Source organism: Spiroplasma clarkii, assembly GCF_002795265.1.
Classification (GTDB): Bacteria; Bacillota_I; Bacilli_A; order Mycoplasmatales; family Mycoplasmataceae; genus Spiroplasma_A; species Spiroplasma_A clarkii.
Genome location: NZ_CP024870.1, coordinates 171,930 through 195,852 on the forward strand (window position 1 = coordinate 171,930; position 23,923 = coordinate 195,852).

16 protein-coding genes are annotated in these 23,923 nt (G+C 29.7%); all 16 read left to right on the plus strand.

Going from position 1 to position 23,923, the window contains the following annotated elements; all coding sequences use genetic code 4:
- Positions 1-177 precede the first annotated feature (177 nt).
- The 16 genes from SCLAR_RS00735 to SCLAR_RS00810 all read left to right on the plus strand — a co-directional run bounded on the left by SCLAR_RS00735 (position 178) and on the right by SCLAR_RS00810 (position 23,921).
- Entirely contained in the window at positions 178-2,457 is a 2,280-nt protein-coding gene (locus SCLAR_RS00735) for an endo-beta-N-acetylglucosaminidase (RefSeq protein WP_100254042.1), read from the plus strand.
- Between the two features lie 18 nt (positions 2,458-2,475).
- A complete protein-coding gene (locus SCLAR_RS07155) occupies positions 2,476-4,200 on the plus strand; it encodes a hypothetical protein (protein WP_100254043.1) in 1,725 nt (574 codons plus the stop codon).
- Between the two features lie 145 nt (positions 4,201-4,345).
- Positions 4,346-4,642, plus strand: coding sequence for a transposase (locus SCLAR_RS00745; RefSeq protein ID WP_100254044.1), 297 nt, complete (start codon positions 4,346-4,348; stop codon positions 4,640-4,642).
- A 125-nt stretch (positions 4,643-4,767) separates the two neighbouring features.
- The gene (locus SCLAR_RS00750) at positions 4,768-5,364 is read left to right on the plus strand and encodes a DDE-type integrase/transposase/recombinase (protein ID WP_157795119.1); all 597 of its coding nucleotides are present in this window, start codon (positions 4,768-4,770) and stop codon (positions 5,362-5,364) included.
- Positions 5,365-5,608: 244 nt separating this feature from the next.
- Complete coding sequence (locus tag SCLAR_RS00755) at positions 5,609-6,487, plus strand: MurR/RpiR family transcriptional regulator (protein WP_100254046.1); 879 nt, start codon at positions 5,609-5,611, stop codon at positions 6,485-6,487.
- A 150-nt stretch (positions 6,488-6,637) separates the two neighbouring features.
- Positions 6,638-9,427: a glycoside hydrolase family 38 N-terminal domain-containing protein gene (locus tag SCLAR_RS00760; RefSeq protein WP_100254047.1), complete on the plus strand. Its 2,790-nt coding sequence runs from the start codon at positions 6,638-6,640 to the stop codon at positions 9,425-9,427.
- Positions 9,408-10,940, plus strand: a complete 1,533-nt coding sequence (locus SCLAR_RS00765) for an MATE family efflux transporter (RefSeq protein WP_100254048.1) — start codon at positions 9,408-9,410, stop codon at positions 10,938-10,940. The genes SCLAR_RS00760 and SCLAR_RS00765 overlap by 20 nt, the downstream gene beginning before the upstream one ends.
- Positions 10,894-13,503, plus strand: coding sequence for a glycoside hydrolase family 38 N-terminal domain-containing protein (locus SCLAR_RS00770; protein ID WP_100254049.1), 2,610 nt, complete (start codon positions 10,894-10,896; stop codon positions 13,501-13,503). Before SCLAR_RS00765 ends, SCLAR_RS00770 begins: the two co-directional genes overlap by 47 nt.
- A gap of 1 nt (position 13,504) precedes the next feature.
- Complete coding sequence (locus SCLAR_RS00775) at positions 13,505-15,445, plus strand: fructose PTS transporter subunit IIA (RefSeq protein ID WP_100254050.1); 1,941 nt, start codon at positions 13,505-13,507, stop codon at positions 15,443-15,445.
- Positions 15,445-16,314: an ROK family protein gene (locus SCLAR_RS00780; RefSeq protein ID WP_100254051.1), complete on the plus strand. Its 870-nt coding sequence runs from the start codon at positions 15,445-15,447 to the stop codon at positions 16,312-16,314. Before SCLAR_RS00775 ends, SCLAR_RS00780 begins: the two co-directional genes overlap by 1 nt.
- Before the next feature lie 157 nt (positions 16,315-16,471).
- Complete coding sequence (locus tag SCLAR_RS00785; RefSeq protein WP_100254052.1) at positions 16,472-16,996, plus strand: L-threonylcarbamoyladenylate synthase; 525 nt, start codon at positions 16,472-16,474, stop codon at positions 16,994-16,996.
- Between the two features lie 96 nt (positions 16,997-17,092).
- Positions 17,093-19,168 (plus strand): hypothetical protein, encoded by a 2,076-nt coding sequence (locus SCLAR_RS00790; RefSeq protein ID WP_100254053.1) that lies wholly within the window; start codon positions 17,093-17,095, stop codon positions 19,166-19,168.
- Positions 19,169-19,181: 13 nt separating this feature from the next.
- Positions 19,182-21,584 (plus strand): hypothetical protein, encoded by a 2,403-nt coding sequence (locus tag SCLAR_RS00795; RefSeq protein ID WP_100254054.1) that lies wholly within the window; start codon positions 19,182-19,184, stop codon positions 21,582-21,584.
- 301 nt (positions 21,585-21,885) lie between these two features.
- On the plus strand, positions 21,886-22,293 hold the full coding sequence (locus SCLAR_RS00800; RefSeq protein ID WP_100254055.1) for a hypothetical protein: 408 nt from the start codon (positions 21,886-21,888) through the stop codon (positions 22,291-22,293).
- A gap of 390 nt (positions 22,294-22,683) precedes the next feature.
- Positions 22,684-23,064 carry a hypothetical protein gene (locus tag SCLAR_RS00805; protein ID WP_100254056.1) on the plus strand — a complete coding sequence of 127 codons (381 nt, stop codon included), beginning with the start codon at positions 22,684-22,686 and terminating at the stop codon, positions 23,062-23,064.
- A 155-nt stretch (positions 23,065-23,219) separates the two neighbouring features.
- Positions 23,220-23,921 (plus strand): hypothetical protein, encoded by a 702-nt coding sequence (locus SCLAR_RS00810; protein ID WP_100254057.1) that lies wholly within the window; start codon positions 23,220-23,222, stop codon positions 23,919-23,921.
- The last annotated feature ends 2 nt before the right edge of the window (positions 23,922-23,923 follow it).

The window sequence follows — 23,923 nt, forward strand, 5'->3', positions numbered from 1 at the left end:
AAGTCTAGAATTTGACATAGGTATTGTGTTTTTTATTAAACTAGGGCACTGTGGGGTTTTTATTGAAAATTATATAAAATTTTCCATTTTTGGAATATGGTTCCAAAAAATCTATTGCCTTAATTTTTCAAAATTTTAAAATAATAATGCGGAGAAATCCGATAGAAAGATAATTAAATGAAAAAATTAAACAGTTATTTAAAAATTTTAGCAAGTGTTGGTTTGGTTGCAACTTCAACTATTTCAGTAGTTTCATGTACAGCAAAAGCAAAAACTGATGGTAATGTAAAAACTTGAAAAGGTGCAAAAGCAGCTGAAAATAGTGGAAGTCAACTAACTTATACAAGTGAATTTAGCACAGGATATAAAACTAAGGCTGATATTACAAGACAGTCAAATAGTGGAACACCATTTGGTAAATATTGAATGCCAAACGGTCAAAGCGAAAGTGATTTTGGATATACTGATAATGATGACCTTATTAACAGTTTTTTAGATTATGATCCAAATACTGATAAAGATGCAAAATACAATCGTGCATCAATTAAGTTACAAGAAAGAAAACTAACTGAAGGATCTAACTCTGTCCAAGACAAAACTGGTAATGTTCAACATAATGCAATGGGTGTTGTAAATAAAAATACTTCAGGAACTCCTGCCCAAGGTAGTTTCCAGTTTGATAATTACAACTTTACAAATTGACAATATGTTGACCAGTATACAGCTTGAGCTGGAGCAATCAATGAAGGTATCATAGTTTTACCAACTGCAGATATTATTGATGCTGCACATAAAAATGGTACAGAAATTATGGGTATCATTTACTTTGATGGTTACTTTGGTTTAACAGAGCAAACATTAGCAAGATTCTTTGAAAAATATGGTGCTGGAAACTACAAAATTGTAGACAGACTAATTGAGGTTGCTGAATATTTTGGATTTGATGGATGACTTTGAAATAATGAAGCAAATGCAACCTCTGTAATTGTTAATGAAGCAGAAGTTACAGAAGTAATGAAACAATATGTGAAAAAGGTTAAAGAAAAAAATTCTAACCTAAAAATCACAATGTACACTGACCATGGAGGCCTAGCTGATAACAACAGTAAAACAAATTTAGCAAAGGGTTACTTGGATGGTGGAGCAAATAACTACATTAGTGACTTTAATCCTTCAATTGCAGCAGACACAGATGCATATATCAAAGCAAATGATCTAGAAAAATATCGTTGAAAAAACCACAATATGATTAACATTAACAAAGCTAAATCAGAAGTGGAAAGTGGAGATATTAACTTTGATAGATTAATAAAAGTTGAAAATGGTGATGATTTAGACTTTGCCACTGGTTTAGCCACATTTGCACTAGCAGACACTTACAAAGACTTTACAAGTGCTGTTGGTGGAGTTGGTATTAACAAAGCACTTAATGTTGCTCAAAAATTCAGAGAATTGGATAGAAAAATGTTTAGTGGAACCACTGGTGATCCATCAAAACTAGGGCAATCAGGTGCCGGTTCAGGAATTGGATCTGTTATAAATGAAAGAACAGTTTTAACCAATCCAGAATTTGTCACAAATTTCTCAACAGGTCAAGGAATAAAATACTTCCAAGAAGGTAAAATGATTGAAAATTCAATTTGAAATCATCGTGGAGTTATGGACATCATGCCAACCTACCAATGAATTATTGAAAATGGTGGAGGTAATAATTTTGATGCGGACTTCACATATTCAAAAGCCTTTAGTAAAGGAAATGCCTTGAGATTTGCTTCAAGCAATTATAGTACTGAAAATGGTGAATATGAAGGTGGAACCTTAAAAGAAAATGGAACAACTAAGGTTAAATTATTTAGTGGTGACATTCCAATTACAGATCAAGTAATGCAAATTAATTTATCAGCAGTTGCTGGTGCAAAAGACTTACTTGGAAGTTCAAATAATTCATTAGATGTTAAGTTTAATCTAGAATTTACAGACAATACTTCAAAAGTGGTTGAGGCAGTAAATAATGGATTTATTAAAGGTTCAGAAAACTGATATGACTTAAGTGCAAACTTGAGTGAATTTACAGGAAAAAACCTAAAATCAATTGGATTAATTTTTGAAGGTACCCAAGATCAGTCTGGTGTTTTCATTGATTTAGGTCAAATGAGTTTAGCAAAATCAGCAAAAACTGAAAACATTGAATTTGTTGATGACATTAATTTTGAATATGTAATTTCAGATTCAGAATTTGCAAATATTAGAATGTATTGAAATGAAGCTTCAACAAAAGGTGACAGATATGAAATCTATCAAATTGTTGACGGCAAAGAAGTATTTTTAGGAACAACAAGAACAAATGCTTACTTCCTACAAGATGTAGATTTAAGTAAAAGTAAAAAATTTGCAATTAAAAATATTTCAAACTACAATTCAGAGAATTTTAAAACAACAATTAGAGAATTAAAATAAAAGAAAGAAGGAAACTTTATGAAGAAACTTTTAACATTATTATCGATAGTGGGGATTACTTCAGCAACAACTAGTGGAGTGGTTGCTTGTAAACCAAAAACAGAAGATACAATTACAGAATCTGAAAAAGCAACAGCTGCAAAACAGTATCTTATGACTGAAGAAGTTATTGGTCACAAAGACTTAATAATTTCTACAAATAATTCTGAAGAACTTACTAAAATGGCAGAAAAAATAGTTGAAATATTTAAAACTAAAACAGATTTAAAATTTGACTTTGAAGGTGAAAGTGTTGAAATTGATAGTTCAACATTTGCAGTTAAAGGTTCAGGTATTACAGTAAGTGCCAAACAAGGTGATGTAACAGAAGTACTTGAATTTAAATGAGAAACAGCTACTGAAATTAATTTAGTTGTTGTTGAAAAATTACAAGGTAAAGAAATAATGAAATCAGCTGCAGAAATTACTGCAAAAGAATTTAGTATTAAAAAAGATTTAAATTTACAATCAAGTTATGCATCAGATATTACCTTTAAATCAACAGCAATTGATGGAGCTAGCATAACTGTTCAAGAAGTTACAGGTGATGTTAAAGTGGGAGATGATTTCTTAACTACAAGCACTGAATTTAGTTTAAAAATTAGTTTAGTTAATTCAGTAAATACTTTGAATGAATTAGCAAAATCTGCATGAAAATCAAACACATTTGTAAATGGAATTCCAACATATGATGGTGGTGTTTATGGAATTATTCCAAGTTCATTACATGATGCAATTGCTTTACATACTGGTGATAATTTAACTGGTAAGTACATTTTTATTAAAGAAATGACAGGAAGAGCTTTACAAAAAGCCGACATTAATCCAGATGATGGAACAATTAAAGAGGACTTTACTGATAAACTTGAAATTACTAAATTTGGACTTTGAGATGCCAAGGAAAATAAAGAGATTGAGGTTTTTGATTTAGATGACTATCTTTTTGTGACTAAAACAACAGAAAGCATCATAAATCAATACTGTTTATCTAGTGTTAATGCAAACACTGCAGGTAAAGATGAAGAACCAGAGATGGAGTGAATACCAAGTTGAGCTAGATATGCTGACGAATATGAAGATTTTTTAATCAATAATTTCCAAGCGCTATTCTATATAGGTGATACTTCAGTTGAGGCTTCAACTAAATTTACAAAAAAAATTGAAACAGCAATTACTGAAATTAATACCAAAAATGGTATGTCATTCATCAAATACAATGACCCTGAACTTGGTTCTGGATTTGCATCTAAAGATTTAGCTGCAGGTGGAATTGAAAAAGTAATGAAAGATGCTGATGCAGCAACAACATTAGACCAAGCAAAAGAAATTGGTTTAGTTGGTGATGCATTTAACTGAGGAAGAAATATAAGTGCAGCACATAACTTTGCAGACTACTTTAACAAATATGTTCACCAAGGAGATAAAGAAAGTCCTGATGGTTCAACTTTAAAAGTTCAGAATAAAGAGTTTACTGTGACAAATGGATCAAAAACAAGCTCTTACACAATTCAAGGAATTGATCCAAAAATTCAAGATGATAAAGCAATTAGTTACTATGGTTACAAAGATCAAGGAATTGTGTTTAAAATTGAAAATAACGCAACATCTGAGGTTACATTTGTAGAAATGACTATGGAACAATTCTTTAATTATAACGGAGAAAATGCAGATACACCTGCAATGGTTTTAAGCGAATACAAATAGTAAAAACTTTACAAATAAAAACACATTTTTATGTGTTTTTATTCACCCTTTTAAAAAATTATGTACTTCCACCTTTTTCCGGACAAAAAATTAAATTACATTTATATTGAATGTAAAATAATATTGTTAGGAAAGAGGTTTTTTTATGGGACATTACTCAGCAAAGCAAAAAGAAAAAATAATTTTAAAATTTAGAGAGAGCAAGACAAAGGCCAAGAATTTTGTTAAAAGTTATGGCATCTCAGATCAAACACTTTTAAATTGGTGTAAAAAGTATGATCAATCTGGAATTGATGGTCTTGGGGCACCAAATTCAGCTGATAAAGAAGAACTAATAATTTTAAGAAATGAAGTTAAAGAACTGAAGAAGAAAAATGCCGAATTAGAAACTAGAAATGAAATGTGAAAAAGAATTGAGGCCCTGATAAGTAAAAAAAAGTAGTTAAATGGGAGCTTAATATAATTAAATGCTTAGTTGTTGAGGAATTTATCTACAATGAATTCAAAATACCTAAAAATGGCTTATTAAAAATTGCTCAACTTCCAAAAAGTACATACTATGAATGAGTGAAGCAAGGGAAACCTAGGGTAAGATATTATGATCATGATTTTTATTTAAATATTGAGCAGAGCTTTATTGATTCAGGAAAAACCTATGGTTGTAAAAGAATTGCAATAGATTTGCTCACTAAGGGGATAGCTAAGTCATCACATAAAAAAATATTGAGATACTTTAAAATGAGAAGCATCTCCACCAATAATCATGTGAAATGAAAAAATAAGGTAGCAAAACCTGAAAAGGTTGGTAAATACCCAAACTTGTTAACTGATCCTGAAAATTTTGATAAGTATGGTGATGTTTTTTCAGTAGACATAACAGAAAAGGAATTCAATGGTGAAAGATACTATACCTGTGGTTTTTATCATATTAAAATGAAAAAAATATTTGGTTTAGTAACAGAAAAAAATAAAGGGAATCAACTTGTAGAAAAATCATTTCTAAAAATGACTGATGAATTTGGTGTCTTCTTGCCAAACAGTGTAATACACTCAGATAATGGTTCTGAATTTAAAGCATATAATTATAAGTTGATGCTAATGTACTTTAATTTGATTCCAAGCATGTCAAGAATAGCCAAGTCTACAGATAATGGTTGGATTTAAGGGTTTTGATCAGTTTTTAAAAGAGAATGCTTAAAAGAAAATTACTGTTATAAAGGACTTGCTGAGTATCAGCTAAATGCAAGTTTATATCAAAAATTTTACAATTATGTGAGAATAAAGTTGTAAAATATGTGTGTCCGGAAAAAGGTTACCTGTCACTTTTAAAAAATTAATCATTTTTCTTTGATAAAATTAATTTTAATTGAAAAGTATATATAATAAATAGTGAAAGGTAATGGACATTGTGATGATAAATATATCAAATTTAACTAACGATGAAGTAGATTTTTACAATTATACATTGAAGAATGTAGACTTGTTAATTTATTCATCATTAAATGAGGTTTCCAGAGATTATGGCTGTGGGATTAGCTTTATCTACAGATTTTTTGAAAAGATCCAAGTGTCTGGTTTAAAAGAATATATCCACAGACTGTCATTTCAATTGGGGATGCAAGCTACCACTGATCAAGATTTACAAGAAGAGAGAACTACGAAAGACAAAAAAATTGGTGATAGTAATTTAAAAACAATTGAAGGTATTGGTTATAAACTATTAGCAGATTATAATATCAACAATAATTTAAATTATGCCATGATGAAAGAACAACTTAGTAAACTAGAATATCTTTGTGAAACAATCTCTGATGTTAAAAATATTTACAGATTTGGCCTGGGTCACAGTGAACTTGCAATCAAAGAATTATTTGGAATGTTAGAAAAGTTTGGAATTGATGTGTGTCAACATTTTAAAGATGAGAACATTGATCAATTTATCCACAACATGAAACCCAATTCAGTCTTTATAGTTTATTCGTTTAGGGGTATGCACCCATATACTTTAAAATTAATTAAGAAAGTTCATCAGAAGAAAAACTTACATTCATTTTTATTAACTGCAAACTCAAAAACAAAGTTTGCTAAGTATTTCCAAGAAATAATCTATATCAATAACAATGTTAGAAATTTAGATTATTTAAACAAACCAGTTTTAATTTCACCATTCAATTCTCTAGTTTTCTTTAATGATTTTATAAAAAATATTTACTACTTAATTAATCAAAAAGCACTTTCAGAAAAAAATGAATTTAAACAAGAAATTGAAGGCTGAAGAAATTTATAATGGACTTAGGTCCATTTTTTTAGTGCATTTTCTTTAAAAAAGCATTATAAAACCAAGGTTTTAATCATTTAATGCAAACTTTGTGGAATATAATTCCCACATATAGAAATTAGAAATTATAAAATAGTTATGTATCAATAAAGGAGAAATATGAAGAAGAACTTAAAAATCTATCTAGTTCCACATACACACTGAGACAAAGAATGATACTTTATTAAAGATGTCAGTGATGTTTACTTAGTGGACAACATGAAAAACATACTCAACAGTCATAAAGCTAACAAAGATGAAGCACAATTTTGTTGAGATGGTCAATATTCAATTATTGATGATTACCTTAAATTCTTTCCTGATCAAAAAAGTAAACTAAAGAAATTGGTTGAACAAAAAAAACTAATTATTGGACCCTGATACACCCAACCAGATACTTTTAACACATTAGGAGAATCAATAGTTCGAAACTTACTAGTTGGAACAAAATTAGCCCAAGAACTTGGCCACTCAATGCAAGTGGCTTACTTACCAGATACATTTGGTTTTAATTCCAACTTACCCCAAATCATTTCTAAAACAAATAATTTAGGAATCATAAATTGAAGAGGAGCTGATGATGAATTAGTAAAACATAATCTTTTCAATTTATGAGAAGCAGATGATGGAACCAAGTATCCAACTTACAATTTATTTAGACATGGTTATTATACTGGGGTTGGAGGTTTGTTAAAACAATATCACAAAAACTGAAGTAAAGATGATGAAGTGAATTGAGATCCAGATCAGTTTGCTAGTAAACATGCTCAAGTTTATTTAGATTGAGTAAAATCTGAAGTTGAAATTTTAGAAGCCAGGGCTGCCTCAACTAACAACAGAATTTTAATTCCCATTGGTTCAGACCAAATGCCAATGGTTAAGGGTTGAAAAAAAGTTATAGCAGCTATGAATGAAATTGATCCAGAGAATGAATACATCTTGTCTGACTTTGAAAGTTTCTTTGCAGATTTAGTCAATGATCCAGAAGTAATGCAAAAGGCTCAAACCATTAAAGGACAATTTCGATATGGAAAATATGCTCGAGCACATAAAACTATTACTTCATCTCGCTATGATATTAAAAAATTATCAAGAGAAGTTGAAAATTTAATTTACAAAGAACTTGAACCATTAGCTGTTATGTATAAAGAATTTAAAGGTGAGTATCCTAGTGAAATAATTTTAGAAGCCACTAAGCTACTTGTTTCATGTCATGCACACGACTCTTTGGGAGGATGTAATACTGATGAAACTAATAGAGCTATTATTGCTCGTTTAGAATCAGCACAAGGATTAGTTGAAGGACAAATTACTTTAATTAAAAAAAGAATCATGGAAAAAATGAAGTTAAATCAAAATGATATTTTGTTATTTAATTTAGAACCCTATGCTTTTGAAAAAGAGTTTTGCATCAAAGTAAATACAAGAAAACAAAGTTTTGCTTTAAAAGAAAATCAACAAAATATAAATTTTGGTATCAGTAAACAATTATTTTTTGACAATGATAACTTTAAAATTGTTGATTCTTCAACAGATTTTATTAACAAAGAACAAAAAGTTTATTCAAACTTAGCTGAAAAAGATTTAAATGCCACTAACTTTTTACTTGAAGAAGCTACTGGTAGATTTCAAACCACAGTGAATTTTAAATTAGCAATGCCAGGATTTGGTTATAAAGTAATTTCTCTTACAGAGTTAGAACAACCAACCAACATTGTTAATCAAAAAGAAACTTACATCGAAAATGAATTTTTTAAAATTTGAGTTGAAGCCAATGAAATAAAATTGTTTGACAAAAAAAGAAATCAAACTTACTCAAATTTTTTAGAACTTGAAGCTCATATTGATGCTGGAGATACTTATGATTTTTCTCCACCCAAAGAACATCAAGAAAAAATAAATCAGTTAACTGATTTAAAAATACTAACTCAAGTTCATAACAATATTAAAGTTATGAATTTAAACTTAGTTTATAATTTCTCCGATATAACTTACAATGAAATAAATTATCAAACAAAATCTCAAGCAATCAACTTACACATAGTTTTAAATCAAGAAAAAATTGATTACAATTTAGAAATTGCAAATCAAGTTGAAAACATTCGTTGAAGAATTATTTTTAACTCAGAAATTAAAAATCAAAGCAACTCATTTGCAGATCAAGCCTATGCAATTGTTGCTAGAAAAATAAATGATGAACATACCAAAACTGCACTGAGTGAAAAATGAGTTGATTACCCAATTGAAATTGAAGCATGTGAATCACTAGTTTACTTAACAGATAATAAAACTGCTTTTGGAGTTTTTACAAAGGGAACCAATGAATATCAAATCATTGGAGCTAATCAAGAAAAAATTGCAATCACTTTATTTAGAGGTGTATCAAGAATAGGAAATCGTGACCTCTTGTATCGAGGTGGTAGAGCTAGTGGAATTAATGATTATCCTCATCCAACTCCAGAAAGTAACTTACTTAAAAAGTTAGAATTTAGTTTAAGTACTTATGTTAGTGAAGACATTTTTAAACTAAATGTCTTATCAAAATTAAATGCTACTCCAAGTGTTTACTATCAAAAACAAACAATTAATCAATTTCAATGAAAAGGTGATACCTTTGTTCAATCACAAAATAGTTTAAAAATTAAAAAACTACCTAATGAAATTAGTTTTGCAAATATATTAGCATTAAAAAATTTAGTTGTTACAACTATTAAACAAACATGAGATAAAAAAAATAATTTAATTAGATTTTATAATCCAACTTCAAAAGTTTTAAAAATAGAAAGCAATGCATTAGGAGCTGAACTTAACTTGTTAGAAGAAGTACAATCAAATAGTATTTATGAAATTAATCCTAATGAAGTCAAAACGTTTGTTTTAAAATTAACTCATGAAAAAAAGTCTAGTTAGCGATGAACAGTTGGAATTAGTAAAAGATAATTTGGAATTAAACTTTTTACTACCAAATAAACTTTACAAAAACATTTGAGTTTTAACCTTGCCAATCTACTTACAATTAATTTCTACAGTAGTTTTATCAATGGTTAACAATTTATTAATTAGATGAGTTGATGGAGGAGTTTGAACTTCAGTTATCAACAAAGCCAATTTTGCTTATAGTTGATTTAACTTTATCCCAACCTTTTCGTCTGCTGGTATCTTTGTTGTCATTGGCAACTTAATTGGTAAAGGTAAAAAAGATGAAATCTATCAAAGTGTCTTTCAAGGCTTTGTCTTTAACTTAGCATTATGTTGTCTTGTCATTTTAGGTTTGATCTTTTGTAAAAAATATATTTATGAATGAGCAAACCTACCACAAGAATATTGAAAAACAGCAGATATACTTTATTATACAAACTTAGGAGCCTTACTGTTAGTCAGTGTTCACATTGTTATGCAAAGAGTTGAAGCTGCTAGCGGAAACTTAAAACATTTGTTCTTAGTGATTTTAGTATCAGGAATCATTAATACTGTTATAGTTTGTGGCACTATGTTTTTAATAAATCCAGTGCTTAGTGTAGCACTGGGAGTAATTATTTCAAATTTATTTACAGTGATTGCGATGTTCTTTTTAAATCGTAAACATGTTAACTATAAAAAAATGTTAACTGACTTTAAAAAATGTTGGGACTCAGAGATATTAAAAACAATTTTAATTGTAATTATCCCATCAGTTGTTGAAACTTTGGTTTTCAACTTAGCTGCTGCAGTTAGTACAAAATTTATTACTGATGCTTCATTACTTTATGAAGATGCTGATATTTTATTTGTTACTTTAATCTCAATTCAACAAATTACTAACTTTGGTTTATTAATGTCATCTGCTTTGGGTCAAGTTTCTTTAATTTATGTTTCTCGTTTAAATGGCTCAAAACTAACTGAACTTTGTGTTCCAGTTTCATTAAAAATTTGATACTTAACTTTAGTTGTGGCAATGCCTTTTTCACTAATAACTGTGGCACTAACTTACCCATTGTTAAAAATTTATAATATACCAACAGAAGTAATTTGAAACACAGGTATTTTTATGTTTATTATTATTGCTGTTCAAGATATTGGTCGTTCAATGAACCAAGTTGGTTTATCCTCATTAAGGGCAGTCAAGTACACAGTTGTACCTGTAATTGTTTCAATAGTAACTCTACTAGTATTTAATATTGGTTTTATCTATTTAACCTATTCATTAATGCAAATTCAAAAATGATTAGGTGAACAAAATGCAACTAATCAAGTCCAAGTAAAAAATATTGCTCGTAACTATTTATTAATAGTTTGTGGTATTCAAGCTGTGGAAGAAATTGTGAGAGGTGGACTCTACATGATTTTATGAACAAAAAAAGCTTGAATCAAAAAACCCAGAAAGGAAGAAACCAATAATGAAAAAGACCAAGCTCTTTGTAGTTCCCCATGCTCACTGAGATAAAGAGTGATATTTTACTAAACAAGAAGCAGATCTCTTATTACAAATTAATATGCAAAAATTATTAAAGATTTTTGCTACTAAACCAAATTACAAAAACTTTATTTATGATGGGCAGAGTTCAATTATTGATGATTACTTATTGTTTAATGATGACCACAAAGCAATTAACACAGCAGTAAAAAATAAAAAATTAGTTATTGGTCCTTGATACACTCAGCCAGATTTATTTAATACAACTTCAGAAGGAATTGCTCGCAACTTGTTAATTGGCACTAATGCTGCTAAAAATTTGGGTCACTCAATGCAAGTGGCATATGTACCAGATTCATTTGGACAGTCATCACAAATGCCCCAAATTTTTAAAAAATTTGAACTAGATCATTTAATTTATTGAAGAGGTGTCAAAAATGAAGACATGCAAAATTCAGTTTTGCATTATTGAAAAGGAATTGATGGTACAACTATTAAAGCCTTAAATTTCTTGATGGGTTATTGAATTATGGGTTCATTCTTCCCTTATGCCCAATTAAATTTAAATAATGTTAACAATCTAGCACAAAAATTTTTAAAAGATTTTTCTGCTAGTTTAAAAAAAATAAAACAATATAATGTTTTGTCTAGTGATAAAATATTATTACCACTTGGTGGCGACCAAGCCCCAATTAATGAATTTATTCCTGAGTTTATTGAAGAATTAAATAAACTAGATCAAGAAAATGAATGAATTTTATCAAACTATGAAGAATATTTTTCAGCAATAGCTGAGGTTAAAAATTTACCAACTATTACAGGAGAACTAAAGTATCCTCAAAATGCTCGGATTCATAAAACAATTGGTTCTCAACGTTATGATATTAAAAAATCTTTAAAACAAACTGATAAACTTTTATTTGATCAGCTTGAACCATTAATTGTTTTTTCAAGTTTGGTTGGAGGCGACTCATATAAAAATATAATTAATACAGTTTTAAAAAAACTTTTAACTTCAAGTGCTCATGACTCTTTGGGTGGATGTTGCAGTGATACAGTTAATGAAGATGTTTTAATGCGAATAAAAAATGCCAATGATACATTAGAATCTTTAAAAATTTATATTCTAAAATGTTTGTCAGTTGATGTTCATGAAAATCAAATTGTAGTTTTTAATCCATTAACAAGAGTTAATGAAACTAATTTAGAATTGACTTTGTTTACTAAATTCAAAAATTTTGAACTGCAATTTCAAGACCAAAATGTAGATTACTTAATTAAAAAACAGAAATTCATTCATGATGATGTTGATATTAATGTGGGAACTTTTGGTGAATCAACAGATGGTAAAGAAGGTTATTATCGCACTAATTTAATTACTAGCAAAATTAACTTGCCTTCATTTGCATTAAGTACTCTAAAGATTGTTGAAAAAAAAGACTTGGTAACTAAAAAAGTCTTTGAAAATGATTTTTGAAGTATTCAAGTTAATGTCGATGGTACAGTTAACTTTAAAAATAAATTATTAAAAAAGGAATTTAAAAACCAGTATCGTCTTAAAGCCCAAATTGATAGTGGCGACTCATATGATTACTCACCGCTTGATGAGAGCAATAAAATAATTTCAAAATTAGTTGAAAATAAATATTTGGTTGAAGCTTCAAGTCAAGTGATAAAGGTACAATTGCAACAATTGTATCAAATTGAAAATAAAAAAGATCAAACCCTTACTTTAGAGTTATACTTTTTAGATAGTAATAAAATTAATGTTGAGTTAGAAATGGAGAATAAAAATTCTCAAATTCGTTGGACAATTGATTTAGATTCAAACTTCAAAAACCAACATTCATATGCTTCTCAAGCCTATGCAGATGTTAAAAGAGATGTAGAAATTCTTGAATGTAAAACTTGAAGAGAAGAACATTGAGCAGAAAAACCTCATCCCTTAGAAACTAATGAGGCCTATGTTTATTTGAAAAATAATGATTTAAAATATGGGGTCATTACTTTTGGGACTAATGAATATGAAATTATTGGCAAAGATTTTTCAACAATTGCAGTGACTTTGTTTCGCTCAGTTAGCTGTTTGGGTAAAAACAATTTGTTATGAAGGCCTGGAAGGGCTAGTGGTACTGGAGATTTTCAAATAAAAACTTATGATTCAAAAATGTTAGGTAAACTTAAATTTAAACTGGTTCACATTGTTGATGCAAGTAAAAAATCGTTTTGAGCTTATGCTCAAGAGGAGTTGAATGCTCCTGTTTGAATTCAAAAACAAACATTAAATAAATATTTAAATAAATTTGAAAGATTTTTATTAATTGAAGATGTTAAACTAAAAAAACCACAAAAAAATATTATTAATATTTCAAATCAAAATGTTGTAGTAAAATCATTAAAAATAAGTGAAGATGGTTCTTGTATAATTTTGAGAGTCTTTAACCCGACAGAGGAGTTACAAAATTTTGAAATTGAAGGGGTGTTACAACCAATTTGTGAAACTAATTTTTTAGAAAAAGTAGAACTACCAATATCTTTAAAATTACAAGCATATGAAATTAAAACTTATAAATTAAAAACTAGAGGAGAGTAGTATGAACAGTAAGGTAATAGCCACAGAAAATATTTATCTGGATATAAAACTAAAAGACCAAGCAGAAGTCTTTAAATTTATTGCTGATGTTGCTGCAAAAAAAGGTATTTGTGAAGATGATGAAGGATTAATTGCTAAACTTAAAGAAAGAGAAGAAATCTCTTCAACTGGATTTGAAAATGGTATTGCCATTCCTCACACCCAGTTTGAAAAAATATTAAAACCAACAGTGTTATTCATTAGAACTCAAACTGGGGTCTGGTGAGATTCAATTGATGGTCAAGATGCTAAAGTGTTTTTTTGCATTCTTGTTCCTAAGTCTACAACTCAAAATTTACATATTGAAATTTTGGGTAATTTAGCTGGTAAATTATTAAATGAACAGTTTGTTGAATTAATTAGCACAACAAAAGATCCTCAACAAATTGTTGATGCAATTGGAGGAGATTTACAACCTACCCCAACCACTACTAGTGATGGTACCAAAGACTTTTATGTTGCAGTGGTGGCCTGCACTTTTGGTCTTGCTCACACTTACTTGGCTGAGCAAAAATTACTAAAATATGCAGCAGAGCATGACTTTGAAATAAAAGTTGAAACACATGGTGCTAAAGGTGATAATAATCTTATCAATAGTGAAGATTTGGCAAGAGCCAAAGGAGTTTTAATTGCAATTGATAAAGATATTAATACAAAACACATCCAACATGATAACATTTTAAGAACAAGAACAATTGATGCTATTAATGATACTGACAAGATTTTTGGAATCTTAAATGGAAAAATCAAGGTTTCAAAAACAAAACAAGCAATTTCTGACTTTTTCAAAATGAAATTAGCCAGATCTGCTAGTTTTTCTTATGGTAAAACCTACAATTATGTGAGATTTTTTGCCTTAGCAATAGGAATTTTGATTTTTATTAAACAATTTTTACCACAAAATAACTTTATTGATAATGAAGGTTTAATAAATATCATTGCTTATGCTAGAATAATTGTAGCCCCAATGATAGTGGGATTGCTGGTTTTTTCATTTACAAAGTCTGAAACCAGCTCAGCAGTAGCTGGAATCAGTATTTTATGTGTAAGTGCTTATCGCATAATTGCCAAAAATCTTATAGAAACTAGTTTTGGAATTTTTGGAGCAATGGTGGTAGCATTAATTGCCATACTTTACATTAAGTATATCTATGGCTTTATTAAAAAGAAAATTAAATATCGAAAATTAAATGGTGGAGTTAGATGACTCTTTGAAATTACCCTATTCTTCTTAATTTTCTTCTTGGTTTTTTACACATTCCAGTACTTTGAGTGATTAAATTTAAAAGTATTTAGTTTTTTAATCGAAACTAACACAAAGTATTGATGATTTAGATGAATAATTGCTGCTTGTTTCTTTATCTTAATGGTAATTGACATGGGAGGTCCTATTAACAAGTGAGGATTGATTACTTCAACAATGTTGATGGTTGAAAGTTTTGCAATTGCTCCAGTTGATGTTTGACTTACCCCAATTACAGCCCAAGTTATTGGAATTACAATGCCAGGAACTTCACTATGAGTTAGAGGAGTTATTGTAGGCAAACATTTAGATGAAGCTGAGAGAAAACTATCAAAAGAATCAGGTAAGAAAGCATTTAATGGTGTTTCAGAAGATGCACTATGAATGATTGAAAAGTATAAGTGAAAGGCAAATCTAGTTAACATTTTATTAGGGATTTATGTTGGTTTTGTCATTGGATTTTTAGATATCAAAACTTATGGTGGTTATAATACCATTTTAGGGACAGTCTTTGGTTTTTCAACTGACAACCTGTTACAACAGTTTAACATTGATTATCTTTCAATTAATTTAGGTTTCTTTATTATGACTTTTACAGGTCCATTAGTTGGTGGGCTACTTGGTTCAGCAATTTTATGAAATAAAAGAGGTAAAAAATAATGAAACTATGTATTGATATTGGAGGAATGTCCTGTAAATTTGCAGTATTTGATGAAAGACAAAGAGTAATTTTTAAAACCAATGCTAAGTATGGTCAATTAATTGATTATATTAAACTAGAAAAACTCCTTTTTGAAAATGTTGAATTAATTATAAAAGAACACCAAATTGATTCAATTTGTATTGCTACACCAGGGATTATAGACCCTGAAACAGGTCAAATGACTGGAATTAGCGCTATTGAAGGACAAACAAACTTTAACTCTAAAACTGCTTTAGCAGAAAAATTTAACCTGCCAGTGTTTATTGAAAATGATGCAAATTGTGCAGCCATTGCAGAGTTACGTGCAGGAGCTGCTATTAATTCAAAAAATGCAGTCTTTATTGTTGTGGGAACTGGAGTTGGTGGAGCACTTGTTGTTAATAATAGCTTGTATCATGGTTCTTTTTTAAGAGCTGGGGAATTTGGTGGAGCACTTTATCTTAACAATCAAGATGAAGTAAAAAACTATTCAGCAGCTGCAGGCATGAACTTTTTACAAAACTATTATAAAAGCTTAGCTAAAAGTTCAAAATCAGGTGAAGAAATTTATGATAGTTATCATACAGATCAATTTGCCAAACAAGCCATTGACACCCAAATTAGTCGACTTGCCAATTTGATATTATTTTTAGCAACAACTCTAGATCCAGATGTTGTGGTAATTGGTGGAGGAATTAGTGCAAATCAATTATTTATGGACTTGTTACAAACAGAATTGCAAACAATTTCAAAACTAGCAGATTTTGAATTTAAAACAAAAATTAAAAAAGCTTTATTTGAAAATGATGCCAATTTATTAGGTGCTTATTTCTTAAATGAGGAGTAAAATGACCATTTTAAGATAAAATAAACAAAAAAGTTTTAACTTTTTAAAAAACCCTTTAAATAAAGGGTTTTTTACCTTTTATTTTCACTAAAACAGTTGCTATTAATCTATAACTAGTGTATTATAATATGTTTTTTTATGATATAATATATGAGAAATGGGTGTAATTATGGGCATTTTAAATGAATTTCAAATCCAACAAGCCATCAAACTATTACAAGCACAAGAGGTAATTATTTTACCAACAGATACAATTTATGGCTTAAGTGCCACAGTATCGCTGGAAAATGAGCAGAAAATTAATGCTTTGAAAGCTAGTGTGCCTGACAAACCTTTAATAGTTTTGGTTAGTAACTTAAATCAAGCAGCAGAATTTATAGATCTTGACAGTAATGTCATGCAACACTTGAATACACTTGAACCAACTACAGTTATCTCTAAAAAACTTAACGGCGAACGCACCTGAGCTGTTAGACTTATTAAAAGGGCTGACTTGGTACAAATCATCAATGTAGTGGGACCAATTTTTTCAACAAGTGTTAACAGAAGTGGTCAAAAATACTTGACAACTGAAGCTGAATTATCAAATTTTTTAAAGCCAGATCATTGTTTTTTTATTGGAGAACTAAAGAACCAACCATCAAAAATCCTTAATTTACTTGATAATTCAAAAAAAAGATAGCATATATCATACCAAAGTCCAATCACTAATGCAACAACTTATAGCAAAAAAATGAAATTTTTGTGATATAATATATATAGAAATAGGGGGCTAAATATGTACGTTAATCCATTTGAAAGAATGCGTAAGAAACGTGAAGACGACCAAAAACAAAAAGTTGAAGTCGAAAAAGAACGTGAAAAATATGCAAGACTTAGTGCCCAAATGGGGTTCACTCAAGATAAAGGTGTCATGCCATCATTTATTAAGAGCCTAATTGGTGAAAAGAATCAAAATGCAGTACCACCATTTGGACCTGGAATGACTCCAATGCCTCCAAGTGAAGCTAGCACACCAGCTCCAAGTCAGAGTCAAAGTTATCCCAACTTTAACACTGCACCAGCACCAAACTTTAATCAAAGTCAACCTCTGACACCAAGATTTGAAAATCAACCTCCAGCATTTGCTCAACCAGTTAACTTTAATCCTGAGCCAAAGCAGTGACAAGATCCAAATCTGATGCCTCCAGTTAACTTTAATCCACAACCTCCAATAGTTTCACCACAAAATAGTATTGGTGAAAATTATCAACAACAAAGAATTCCACCACTTGGAGGCATTGAACCAATGAGATCACCACTAAATAACACAAGTTTTAACCAAGGTCCACCAAAGTTGGACTTTAAGTCTCCACTCTCAGCACCTGAACCAGTAGTGCCAAGTGAAATAAAAATCACTCGTCCTGAACCAATTCAACATGAGCAAATGACTTACAAGAATTTTGCTGAGGCATTAAATACAAACACTTTAACAGGTCAAGTTTACGCAATAGTGGCTAACAGTGATGAAAATATGCTTAAAGAGCTTTTAAACTTATTACCAACTGGTCAACAAATCCAGATTGATGCTCAAGAAGTTTATCAATATACTGCTCCAGACTTATTTTTATTAAAAAAAGCCATTAACTTATTGCCACTATTATCACTTGATGATAAGCGAGTCTTGTGAGAAAAAACCTCAATCTGTTTAGCAGCAACTGAGTATGGTAAAACAGATTCAGAATTTGATCAAATAGTGGAAGAAATTGGTATAACTGACCCAATTGGTTTAATTGCAGAAGAGTTTAACACAGCTCTAGGAGCCTATGGTTTAGACAAAATTGCAGTTCCAGTCATTATTGAGAACTTTGATAAGTTAGAACTTTCTGAAATCACACCAATCTTACAATTTATTTATGAAGTTTTTGTAAGTATTCCAACTTTGAAATTTATAATTCAAATAAGTTCAGAAATTTTACAAGAGGCTAAAAAATTTGAAATTGTTAATCAAGTTTTGATGAAAATTAGTAGTTTTATTAGTGATAAACCAATTCTGATTATGACCGAAAGTGTTAAAGAACCAGAACAAGGTTACTTTGAGATACCTGGAGAGGACAATTTTGAAACAGAACTAGATTCATTAACTCAATTTGTTCAACCTCAAGTTGCTCAACCAATTCCAAGTCAAGAAGTTTTCCCAAGATCATTTGAATCACCAAGTGATTTAAATCAAGTCACTTTTGCAAGACCATCAAGACCTGAACTTTCTGGGATAACTCAAAGTAGTCCACTGCCAGATTTTGCAAGTCAACAAGAGATGCTTGTTCCAATCAGACAGCCAAACATGAATCAAAACTTGAATCAATTTGAAAAGCCAATGCCATTCACTAGTCCGCCGGTACAACCAACAATGGGGTTCCAACCAGGACAGTCAATGCCAGCAATTCACAACAAAGAAAGCTTGTTGCAAAATGATATTAGAATCAGAGTTGATCTAAATTTACAAAGACAAGCCAATGAAATCGCTTCAAAAGAGCGAGATGAAGAACAAGAACGTATTGATAAAATTATGGATGTGGGCTTCAATCCTGAGATACTTGCAGATGAACCAGTTTCTGAAGCACAGTACCAAAATCCACAACTAAATTTCTTCACAAGTCAAAAATGAGAAGAACATCCAGGTCTAAGAACACCAAAAATTGAAATAGACCCAAGAAGTCAAGCTGAAATAGAACAGCGTTTACAACAATTTGGTAATGCTTTAGAGCAAAATCAAGCAATTAACATTCAGAACAATTTTGCCAAACAAAATCAGGCAAATCAAAATACAAATGTTATTAAAATTCCAGGAGTACACTGGTCAGATTTAAAATAAAGGAGGCAAAATTATGTTTACATTTCTAGTAATTGCAGCATGAATCTTTGTGATTACAGCTGCCCTGCTGCTGGGATTTCTTGCAGCACTCCCATATCTTGGGGGATTAATGTTTTCAAATGACTTTATGTTAAAAGTTATCATTTGATTAACCAACCAACCATTTGCATTACCATTCTTTAGGGTAATCACAGTTGAAGGACCAACTCAACAATTTGGTGAATTAGTGACTACAGGAGGTTGAAATGCCTGAGTCTTAACACCAATTGGTATTATGAATTCAATTGGAACAGAAGGAATTAACCCAGATTACAGTCTGGGAAACTTACAAGTTTTTTCAATTATGGGAGCATTAGGAGTAATTGCAATCACTTTAATTGCTGTAGCAATCTCAGAATTAGTGAGATTGAAAAAGAAACAAAAAATTTCAAAACCATTTACAAAACTTATCTTAATTTTATTCCCAATTTGTGGAATGTTATATGGGCAAGTAATTGTCTTAATTGCATCAGGGTTATTATTAACAGCATGAATTTTCTTAGAAATTGTCTTGTTTGATGCAGAAGCAGTCAGCAATTATGCTGAAGAAAGAAACTTGATCACAATCTACCATGAAGAGAAAAAATTTGAAAAAGAGGTAAATAAAGAGGGAAAGTTAATTGGCAACATAGATTTGGTAACAGTAAAAAAACGCCAAGAGCAAAGTATACTGGACCAAAATGAGAGAGCAAATCAAAATTCTAGTTCTATGTTGCCAAAAGGATCATCAAAATGAAAAATTAAATATGAAATCTTAAATGAAAAAAAAGCACAACTAGTGGCTTTGGATGAAAAATTACAAGCTACAGTATCAGTTTTGAATTTAAATGAAAAATATGAGGAAATCTGGTCTTACAATCGACTAGTTAAAGCAATCAACGAGATCACTGAGCAATTAGGTTTAGGTGATGAAGAGAAAGTTAGTGAATTTGATATGACAAGAAATTCAAGAATTTCAGAAGAGGAACTTGCAAAAATTAAGAAAACAAAAAAGTATTCAGCCTGAGAAAAAGAGTATAAAGCTCTTGGCACTGAAAAAGATAGTTTTTCAAACAATTTAGCAAACCTAAAAGAAAGTAAGAAATTGAAAATTGTTGAAAAACTGAATAGTAAAATCAAAAAACTTAATGAGCTTGGTAACAAAATCGGTTTATCTCAAGATTTTGATCTAGACTTCATCTCAATTGATGACACTTTTCTAGGAACAGGGTCAGATATTACTAAAACTACAGATTTTGGTGATGAAATCAAACCAATGCCTAGCATGACAAATTTCCCACTAGAAGAGTCTGGTGGACAAGAAGTTTTTCAATCACCAATGGTGGGAGATGTTGAAGCTGAAGCCAGTGAAATCTTTGCTGAATTAAATCAAGTTGAAAAAACTTCAAGTTCAGAAGTTGAAGATATCCAAGCTTTTGCTAATTTAATTGCAACTCCACCAACTATTAAACAAACTCAAACTTACACACCTCATGTTGAAACTAAAATTCATAATGCAGATCCCTATGTTGAACAAAGACTTAAATTAGCAATTGACATGAATGTTGCTGAATTAATGCCAGCAAGTTCACCATTGATAGACACAGATATTACTGGAATTTATCAAGATCTAAACTATGAACAAAAAGATTACAGTTATTTATTGGATGGAGATGTTAAAAATGAAGCAACTCCTGAAGCAACTCCAGCAGCATTTGATTTCACAACCTTTACACCAAGTTTAGAAACACCAATTGTTCAACCTGAACCTGAGGTTAAACTTTCAAAAGAAGAATTTGATGAACATCTAAAAGCACGTTTAGAAGTAGCAATTAACATGGATTTAGATCAACTTCCAACAACAGAACAGTCTGTTAATGCAGATCGTGAAATTATTTACAATGATATTAACTTCCAACAACCTGACTTGCTTGCAAGTTCAACAATCGAAACTACTTTGACATCTAGTGTTGAAAAACCAACAACAGCAAGTCCGTTTGGATTCACAATTCCAAACTTCAGTGAAGCTAGTCCTGAACCAGTACTTGCACCAACACCATTAAGTGCACCAGAGGTAAGTGAAAATATTGCAGTACCATTCCAAATGGCTAGTTTAAATATTTCTGAACCAGTACTTGCACCAACATCATTTTCAACAGAAGTTTCAGATCAAGATATTGTTAAAGTCATTAATGAAAGAACAAATTTCTTAGACAGTAAAATTTCACAAATTGATGTAAAAATGGTAAAACTTGAAACTGTTGTTGAACAAATTAATGTTAAGTTAGAAAAAGTCTCAGAATCTGTAGAAGAAATTAAGAACTCTACATCTCCAAAAACTTTAATTGCAACTTTAACAAAAAAACATGCCTATAATAAGACTGAAACAAATAACTAATTAGTTTTATTAACAGCCTTTAAAAACTACTTATTAAAAGTAGTTTTTTTGTTTTCGAAAAACTTGAAAGAACTTCAGTAAAAGAGGATACAAAAATGCTGAAAAACATGTTTGAATCAAATTGTAAGGAACAAAATAAATTATGTATTTATTTAAGTATAATGAAAGATTTTTTTTAAAAAATTGTGCAAATTTTGTTATTTGCCAACGATTAATTAATTGTAGAGCAGAATTGAACTACTTGTTTATAAGATTTACAAATCAAACTATAAACAGATAAATTGAAAGGACATAATTAATTATGAATCTGAAATTAAAAATAGGAGAGATATTCCTTATTATTGCTGATGCAGATATCAAAATGCTACTTGAAAAATTAATCGACAGATTTGATGATATACTAGTTAAAGAGTACAAAAGACTTGAGAAAGTTTTGACCAGAAAGGAAAGAAAAATGTTTAAAAAAACTATTGATGCAACCAAAAGGGAACTAAATGTTTTCAATTTTGATGATGTACCAGCAAGTTGTCAACAATTTGTTGATGAGGCAATAGAAAGAACCAAAAAAGAAATGGAAGAATTGATGTTTAAACAACTTCAATATTTTCAAAAACGTGAAGAGGAATTTAAACAACGAGAATTAATAATGCAAGCAGAAATAAATGAATTAAAACAAGAAATTATGGAACTTAAAAAATTAATAAATTAATCAAAAAAATACTCACTATCATTAGTTGAGTATTTTTTGTTTGACTTTAAATGAAACCAAGTAAAAGCAAAATAAGTTATGTATTTATTGAAATATAATGAAAGATTTTTTTAAAAAAATTGTGCAAATTTTGTTATTTGCTAACGATTAATTAATTGTAGATCAGAATTTAATTACTTGTTTATAAGATCTACAAATCAAACTATAAACAGATAAATTGAAAGGACATAATTAATTATGAATTTAAAGTTAAAAATAGGGGAAGTATTCCTTATTATTGCTGATGCAGATATCAAAATGCAATTTGAAAAATTAATTGATAGGTTAGATGATATACTAGTTAGAGAGTAAGAAAGACTTGAGAAAGTTTTTACTGGAAAGGAAAGAAAAATGTTTAAAAAAACTATTGATGCTACCAAAAGGGAGCTAAACGTCTTCAATTTTGATGACATACCATCAGACTGTCAACAATTTGTTGATGAAGCAATTGAAAGAACCAAAAAAATGATGGAAGCACAGATGTTTGAACAACTTCAATATTTTCAAAAACGTGAAGCAGAATTTGTAGCACGTGAAGCAGAGTTCAAAGCTCGCGAAGCAGAATTCAAAAAACGTGAAGCAGAGTTCAAAAGACGCGAAGAGGAATTTAGACAAAAAGAACTATTAATGCAGGCTGAAATAAATGAATTTAAAAAGCGAGAAATAATAATGCAAGACCAAATAAGTCAATTAAAACAAGAAATTATGGAGATTAAAAGCTTAATAAACTAATTTTTGTTTAAATACTCAATTATTAATTGAGTATTTTTTATTCTATATTAATTTGCCAATGAACTGACTGTAAATTATGGTGCTTTCATTCATAAACATTAAAAAAACCTAAAAAATTTTTGGGATTTAGTTGTTTTTTTCTTTAAGATATACTTATGAAACAAAAATTATTAAACAACATTAGTGAGTATATAACTTGAGATAATTATGAACAACAATACCATTTAAATGATGGGGTTGAACTGAATCCAACAAATATTTATTTAAAAAGATTGAGTGAATCTTTAGTGGAATCTAGGTCAAAAATTAAAACCACAAATGATGTTCTACTACAAGAGTATAAATATGCAGATAATATCAAACCAGTGATTGTAGAAAATGCAATTAATCGCTTAAATTGTATTAAAATGCAGATTTTTCATAGCATCAAAAATAAGAAGGGACAAAAAATAGTCTTTATCGAAGGGGAATGCACCAACAAAGACCATTTAGCTGCCACAAAAAGGTTTATTACTGAGATAAATAATTTTTGTTATAAATATGATATTAGTAAAATTATTTGTGATCAAACTTTGCTTTACTTAACAGAACAAGCTGAATTTATTGGTCATTTGGATTTAGTATTGTTCAATAAACAACACATTTACCAAATTGAATTAAAAACAAGTCGAGTTAATTATCTTGAAAAATACTGTGCTCAGGTTTTTTTAAATAGGTTACTCTTAGAAGATACTAACCAAATCAAAGTTTCAGAAAGTTTTATTTTGAACATTTTTGAGCAGCGCACTATTTTAAAATGTGATAGCTTAGACAAAAAAACAGAGCACAAAATTAGGTCTCTGTTAAGAACATCTTAGAT